A 6,052-nucleotide genomic window follows, 5' to 3' on the forward strand; every position below is an offset into this window, starting at 1 on the left:
CCTTGTACAAGTGAATTTTTCCATTATTAAGCATTACTTCTAATTTCGCAATCAGAAGCTTAGTAGACTTCTTTGGAAACTCTACTGCAATGGCCACTTTGCAGCGAGTTTTGAAAGAAGTCTAGTTTAGAGACGCTATTGAGAATAAATCATTTATTTATTAGATAAATTGCAGCCATTATTTAAGGGCTTACTAGGTATAATGGTTTGTACATTAATACCTTTAATCGTAGGACTTTTAGTCGCTTCTTTTAAATAGTTAATTAAAGAAACATCAATGACTTTGCCATACTCAGAAGAAGCTTGTCTAAAGATAAGCTGGTCATCTTTTCGGAATGCAAATCCTAGGTGGGAAATATTAAGATTAGTACCGATTTTTTTGTTCAGCTCCCAATTAGGTCGAACAATTTCAATAATTGCTCCGTTAGGAATTTGATTAAATAAATTATAGTTAGGCTCACCTTTTTTATTAAAGAAAGCAGTAAGAGGTAAATAGGGCACTTGCTCTTTACTACGTGGAAGTCGACTACCCATTTGTTTTAATTTTTCAAGCCGCTTTGCTTGCTCTTGATTATCCTTTTGCTTTAAACGAATAGTTTCTGCGGACTTAAATTTGTACCAAGCTGGTTTATCTATTACAGCTGTCGCAATTTGTGCTATTGATTGATTATTTTTATCTCTAAAACTAGTTGTTATATCTTTAAAAAAACCTTGGCGCTGATTATTATAATTCCAATCAAGACCTGTAAAATGGTTCCGAGTTAAATAATCAACCTGACCTTCAAAGTAACGAATTTTCTTTAAACATTCCTTAAAATCATTTAATTCATTAGCAAACGCTAAAGCAATAACAGTAGTTACATACGTTTCGCAATCAAAACCATCAGTACGATATTGAGGAAATTGATCAAATAAAGCTGTCGCTCCTTCGCCTAGAGAACCTAAGATATAAGGCTTACCCAGAAAAAAAGCGCTAATTTCATCAATTCGAGTAACCATATCCAAGTTCATGTTGCTATTAGGGGTATGATATAGTTGCTCAATAGTTAAATTAGCCTCTTCTTCTGCCAAATCATTTGCAGCTAAAGGCAAAGAAATAAGTAAAATAATCAAATAAACTACGTATTTAAATTTTGCTGAATAGGTCATTATCATATCTTTACAAAAAAGATTTAAAGTAAATAAGCTTACCGAGGATAAATCTGGAGGGCAAGAGTGTTAAATATAATATGGCTAAGTATGATTTTGCTTTCAGTGGTTGTAGGAATTATTCAAGGGCGGCTGGATCAGGTTGTACAGGCAGTAACTGATTCAGCCAAGCTCGGTTTTGAAATTGCCCTAGGCTTGGCTGGAATTATGGCATTTTGGTTAGGCATTATGGAAATAGCAGCGGAGTCTGGTTTAGTTAATAAATTTGCACGGTTACTTAAACCTATTATGCGGCCCTTATTTCCAGATGTACCTGCTGAGCATCCCGCAATGGGAGCTATGATATTAAATATTGCTGCTAATATGCTAGGTCTTGCTAATGCAGCAACGCCCTTTGGTTTAAGAGCAATGAAAGAATTACAACGCTTAAATTCTCATGTTGATGAAGCGTCTAATGCCATGTGTACTTTCCTGGCAATTAATACATCTAGCGTACAACTAATTCCTGCTACAGCCATTGCTTTTCTTGCTGCTAATGGTAGTTTGCATCCTAGTAGCGTTATTATAAGTTCGCTACTTGCAACAACCTGCTCTACTATTGTGGCCATTGTCGCTGTAAAACGGTTAGCACGCCTCCCTGTTTATCAAATAAAGGAGTTAAAAGCGCATGATTAATCTTGTTAATCAGTTATCAAATTGCTTGTTTTTAAGCTTTGTTGCAGGTATACCTTTATATGCTGCGATTAAAAAGGTTAATGTTTTCGATGCTTTTGTGAAAGGTGCTAAACAAGGCTTTGAAACCAGTGTAAATATTATGCCTTATTTAATCGCTATGATTGTTGCTATTGGTATGTTAAGGGCATCTGGATTTTTTACATTATTAAATACTTTACTTGCGCCTATGTTGGGAAAATTAGGCATGCCTACAGAATTATTACCTTTAGCAATGATAAGGCCTTTTTCTGGTAGCGCTGCCACCGGCATTATGGCAGAGTTAATTCACCAACATGGTGGCGATTCATTTATTGCTAAGGCAGCAGCAACCATGATGGGAAGCACTGAAACAACTTTTTATGTTATAGCTGTTTATTTTGGTGCTATTGGTATTAGACGAACACGACACGCTATCCCGGCAGGTCTTCTTGCTGATTTAACTGGTGTTATAGCGAGCATCGTGGTTTGCCGATTGCTATTTACTTAATTGTTCTTTTAGAATTTTATTTAAGAAGCTCTAAAGTTTAATTCTATAAATGCTTAAAAATTAAAATAAGTAATTAAAAAAATACTTAAATTAATTGTAAATATTAAGCCTTTCTAGAATCAGGTTTAGCTACTCCTTTCTTTGTAACACTAGCAAGTCGTGCATCTTCAAAAAGTTTTAACTGCGCAAGCATTGTCGTTGCTTTCGCGCGAAACGCTGCTAATTCTTTTCCAGCAATTGGATTACCGCGAGGTAGGTCTACAGTCGCTGGGTTTCTAGGGCGATTATTAATATGAAATTCGTAATGACAATGAGGCCCTGAAGCTAAGCCTGTTTGACCAACATAACCTATCACTTGCCCACGCTTAACAAAATCTCCTTTACTTAATCCTTTTTGAAATTTCAGCATATGACCATAGATCGTACTAAATTGTTTATTGTGGTTAATTTTAATCATATTGCCATAACCATTTTGACGACCAATAATTTCTATTCGACCATCACCGGTCGCTTGAATAGGTGTGCCAATTCGAGCAGCTAAATCAATTCCTTTATGAGCACGAGTATAATGTAAAACCGGATGATAACGAGCCATGCTAAACGTGGAACTAATATGGCTAAACTTCAAAGGATAACGGGTAAATGCTTTTTTTAAACTAGTACCTTGTGGGGTGTAATAATCTATTTCGCCTGAGCGCGCAGTATGACGGATTGCTTGGAAAGTCTTATTACCATTTCTATAGGAAACAGCAATGATATCACCTGTACCCACTAGCTTATTTTCAACATAAAAGGCTTTGTACATAATAGTAAATTGGTCACCCGTTTTAACATCTTTAGCAAAATCAATATCCCATGTGAAAATCTCTGTCATTTGGTGAATTAATTTATAAGGAATGTTTTGCCTTTTCGCCGTAGTGTATAAAGAGCCTTTAATAGTTGCTGTTAAGAAATGATTATAGCTATTCATCTTGCGTAATTTGATCTCACTTTTATAATGTTTATTATCACGATAAATAACTAAATACTGAGTATCCGTATAGGGAAGAATCATTTTTTCTAGAAGTTGATTCTTAATTAAAAATTGTAATTCTTGATTTGGCTTTAATTTAGTTAGCGCTTGTTTTTGAGTAACGTCTTGCATAACGGCATGTAATGTTTTAGCACTTAAGCCAACACGGCTAAATACATTAGCTAAGGAGTCGCGCTCACGTGTTTTAACAATTTGCCATTTAGATTGCTTTATTTCAGTCGCTATCTGTTTAGGGGGTGCTTCTAGTGGTGGTGGTTTAGCTGCTTCTCTATTAGCTATGTCAGATGATGGAGATTTTTCTGTTTCGGTTGTTTTGACAGTCACATCTGCAGATGTATCAACAGGTAATTCAGGCGGCTGTACTGCCGGCTGAATTGTTTCTTCTATAACAGATTCTATATTAGGTAGTGGTAAACTAACTTGATCATTAGAAGATGGTTTTTGTTTATTATGAAATGTTTTTACTAAAATAAAAGGCAATGCAAATGCGACTAAGATTGCTATTAACGCCAAAATTTTTGAAGGTTTACTTGATTTATCTAATGAGACATTGGGTTGTTGATCCATGTTTCGCCTTTACTACTATCATTTTTAAAATGGTAATTAAGTAAGTCGGGGTGACAATCCATGCGAAGAGCCATGCCATTTTTTGTATACCTCTTATTATGTTTATTCTTAAAAAGATTTAGTAGCACGCTTTTAAATTCTATCTACTAAACACTTTGGCTGTGACTAAACAATAAAACACATACCCTTAATGTCGATTTACAGCTCATGCAGATAATTTGCCTCTTTATCCGAATACCCACATATGAAAATATTATTTTTTAATCATAACGCCTAGTATGATTGCGTATATACAACATCTAATTATTTTGAGCATAGATTTATTTCTTCCTGGTTTATTATTTTTAGTAAGCTTTATGAGCCAGTTAATAGCATTTTTGTTAATAATTTAGCTATAATAAATCACGTTTGGTTTAGAGCATTCATCATTGCATCCTAACAGAGTGTTTGTCCTCTAGCGAGAATGTAATAACCGGGCTAAGATACCCGCTGTAAGAAGTCAGGTCAATCATTAAAAGGTTTTACGTGTATGTTTATTGCAGAAACAGTTAGCGAAGAGCTACAGAGAGGATGTGAAGAAATTCTTCCAATACAAGAACTTGCAACAAAATTAGCTAAAAATAAGCCATTAATTATTAAAGCAGGTTTTGATCCTACTGCACCCGATTTACATTTAGGACATACAGTTTTATTAAATAAGTTGCGCCAGTTTCAATTGTTAGGTCATCAGGTTGTCTTTTTGATTGGTGATTTTACAGCAATGATTGGTGATCCTACCGGTAAAAATGTAACACGCATACCGTTAAGCCAAGAAACTATTTTAGAAAACTCTAAAACTTATCAGCAACAAGTATTCAAAATCCTTGACCCGGATAAAACAACAATTGCTTACAATTCTCAATGGTTAGGCAAAATGAATGCTGCCGATTTAATTCGCCTAGCTGCAACATCAACAGTAGCAAGAATGTTAGAGCGTGATGATTTTAATAAACGATACAAGTCAGAGCAGCCTATTGCAATTCATGAATTTCTTTATCCCTTGGTGCAGGGATATGATTCGGTTGCTTTAAAAGCTGATATCGAGCTAGGTGGTACTGATCAAAAATTTAATTTGCTAATGGGAAGAGAATTACAAAAGCATTATGGTTTAGAACCACAAGTTATTGTGATGACACCTTTAATCGAAGGGTTAGATGGTGTTAAAAAAATGTCTAAATCTCTTAATAATTACATAGGGATTACAGAACCAGCTGAGAGTATGTTTGGTAAGATAATGTCTATTTCTGATGATTTAATGTGGCGTTATATTGATTTACTTAGCTTTAACTCTATTGAACATATTAATAAATTAAAAAGTGAGGTAGCAAACGGTCTAAACCCGCGTGATATAAAAATAGACTTTGCTAAAGAAATTATTGCTCGTTTTCATAACAAGGATCAGGCTGAGCAGGCACATGTAGCGTTTATAGAGCAATTTCAAAAAGGTGAAATACCACAAGATTTAATAGAGCAGCGACTTGAATACTTAGAAAATTTAAGCATTGCCCAAATTCTTAAACAATTAAATTTGACTAAAAGTACTTCTGAAGCTATTCGCTTAATTGGTCAGGGCGCAGTACGAATTAATAATGAGCGAATTAGTGATCCATCTTTAGCGTTATCTCCTAATGAAACATATATTATGCAGATAGGTAAAAGACGTTTTGCAAAAGTTCGATTAACGCAGAGTTAAAGGTAAAATTAATTACTCGTTTTCTAAAGTGTGGTGCAGCATTTTTAAACGAAGGAAATTACTGATATATAAGGAAATGAACTTCTTTTCGATTTTCATTTAATCGGCTTGACAAAATAAAATACAGAGTCTATATATTATTAGGATGCTAAGAAGCATTAAGGATGCAGTAAGAAGTAAGATTTAACACCCTTCTGCAGTATTTTCTCTAACAACCCTTATTTTATCCCGGCTGGGCAATAACACTTACATAAAAGTTCGCCTATTAAAAAAGCACGATGGATAAATAAAATGAAAAAAAAGGAAAAAAGTATTTGACAAGGGAGTTAGGATGAGTAGAATACGCATCACGCCTTCGGGGCAGAGTTCA

General features: G+C 34.6%; 5 protein-coding genes. 3 read left to right on the forward strand and 2 right to left on the reverse strand.

Annotated elements, in window-relative coordinates; all coding sequences use genetic code 11:
• Positions 1–153 precede the first annotated feature (153 nt).
• Positions 154–1,155: an N-acetylmuramoyl-L-alanine amidase-like domain-containing protein gene (locus E1P04_RS09930; RefSeq protein ID WP_131782748.1), complete on the reverse strand. Its 1,002-nt coding sequence runs from the start codon at positions 1,153–1,155 to the stop codon at positions 154–156.
• Between the two features lie 60 nt (positions 1,156–1,215).
• Here E1P04_RS09930 and E1P04_RS09935 point away from each other — a divergent pair, with 60 nt between their 5' ends.
• Together E1P04_RS09935 and E1P04_RS09940 are read left to right on the forward strand one after the other, a co-directional pair.
• Positions 1,216–1,824: a nucleoside recognition domain-containing protein gene (locus E1P04_RS09935; protein ID WP_131782749.1), complete on the forward strand. Its 609-nt coding sequence runs from the start codon at positions 1,216–1,218 to the stop codon at positions 1,822–1,824.
• On the forward strand, positions 1,817–2,350 hold the full coding sequence (locus tag E1P04_RS09940; protein ID WP_131782750.1) for a spore maturation protein: 534 nt from the start codon (positions 1,817–1,819) through the stop codon (positions 2,348–2,350). Before E1P04_RS09935 ends, E1P04_RS09940 begins: the two co-directional genes overlap by 8 nt.
• A gap of 103 nt (positions 2,351–2,453) precedes the next feature.
• On the opposite strand, the gene E1P04_RS09945 is transcribed toward E1P04_RS09940, so the two are convergent.
• Positions 2,454–3,950, reverse strand: coding sequence for a peptidoglycan DD-metalloendopeptidase family protein (locus tag E1P04_RS09945; protein WP_131782751.1), 1,497 nt, complete (start codon positions 3,948–3,950; stop codon positions 2,454–2,456).
• A gap of 529 nt (positions 3,951–4,479) precedes the next feature.
• On the opposite strand from E1P04_RS09945, the gene tyrS reads away from it, so the two are divergent.
• Positions 4,480–5,682, forward strand: a complete 1,203-nt coding sequence (gene tyrS, locus E1P04_RS09950) for a tyrosine--tRNA ligase (RefSeq protein ID WP_131782752.1) — start codon at positions 4,480–4,482, stop codon at positions 5,680–5,682.
• The last annotated feature ends 370 nt before the right edge of the window (positions 5,683–6,052 follow it).

Source organism: Legionella gresilensis (assembly GCF_900639865.1).
Taxonomy (GTDB): Bacteria; Pseudomonadota; Gammaproteobacteria; order Legionellales; family Legionellaceae; genus Legionella_C; species Legionella_C gresilensis.

Excerpts from the sequence above, each read along its gene's own strand:
- E1P04_RS09930 (WP_131782748.1), bottom strand. The coding sequence starts at position 1,155 with ATGATAATGACCTATTCAGCAAAATTTAAATACGTAGTTTATTTGATT.
- tyrS (WP_131782752.1), top strand. The coding sequence starts at position 4,480 with ATGTTTATTGCAGAAACAGTTAGCGAAGAGCTACAGAGAGGATGTGAA.
- E1P04_RS09940 (WP_131782750.1), top strand. The coding sequence starts at position 1,817 with ATGATTAATCTTGTTAATCAGTTATCAAATTGCTTGTTTTTAAGCTTT.
- E1P04_RS09945 (WP_131782751.1), bottom strand. The coding sequence starts at position 3,950 with ATGGATCAACAACCCAATGTCTCATTAGATAAATCAAGTAAACCTTCA.